1 protein-coding gene is annotated in these 689 nt (G+C 78.2%); it reads right to left on the bottom strand.

Translation table 11 applies throughout. The features are described 5' to 3' along the window. The coding region (locus ND748_RS33300; protein ID WP_251750192.1) for a histidine kinase dimerization/phospho-acceptor domain-containing protein at nt 1–689 on the bottom strand (689 nt) is incomplete at both ends.

Raw genomic sequence — 689 nt, 5'->3', positions numbered from 1 at the left:
GCCTGGCGCAGCAGGTCCGGGTCGCCGAACACGGTCAGCGGCCGGTCGCCGGCGGCCACCGTGACGTCGAGGCGCAGCCCGCGCGAGGCGGCGTAGCCGGCGGCGGCACGCGCGGCACGGTCGAGCAGTTCGTCGAGGGCGAGCGGCCCGCGCCGGACGTGGCCGCCGTCCATCCGGGCCAGGGTGAGCAACGACTCGGCGAGGCGGATCAGCCGGTCGGTCTCCTCGGCGGCGGTGTGGATCGCCTCCCGTAGCTGCGCGGCCGAGCGTCCCGGGCGGTCGGCCAGTTCCAGCTCGGCGCGCAGCACGGTCAGCGGGGTGCGCAGCTCGTGGCCGGCGTCGGCGACGAAGGCGCGGTCCCGGGCGCGGGCGGCGTGCAGCCGGGCCAGCAGGTCGTTCATGGTGCGGGCCAGGGCGGCGATCTCGTCGCGGGTGGCCGGCACCGCCAACTGGAACCCGTCGCCGGCCGTCCCGAGGTCGGAGGCCGCCATCTCGGCGGCCTGGCGACGCATCCGGTCCACCGGGCGCAGCGCGGCGCCGGACAGCAGCCAGGCGGCGAGCCCGGACAGCGCGATCAGCGGCGCGGTCGCCGTGACCATCACGTTGCGGACCCGGTCCTCGGCGCGGTCGGTGAGATGGGTCGGGGTGCCGACGACGGCGACGAGCGGGCTCCCCGCGGCGGCGAGCGG

The organism is Frankia sp. AiPs1 (assembly GCF_023716945.1).
GTDB lineage: Bacteria > Actinomycetota > Actinomycetes > Frankiales > Frankiaceae > Frankia.
The sequence above is the reverse complement of the archived record's forward strand: the minus strand, read 5'-3'. Positions and strand labels throughout refer to the sequence as shown.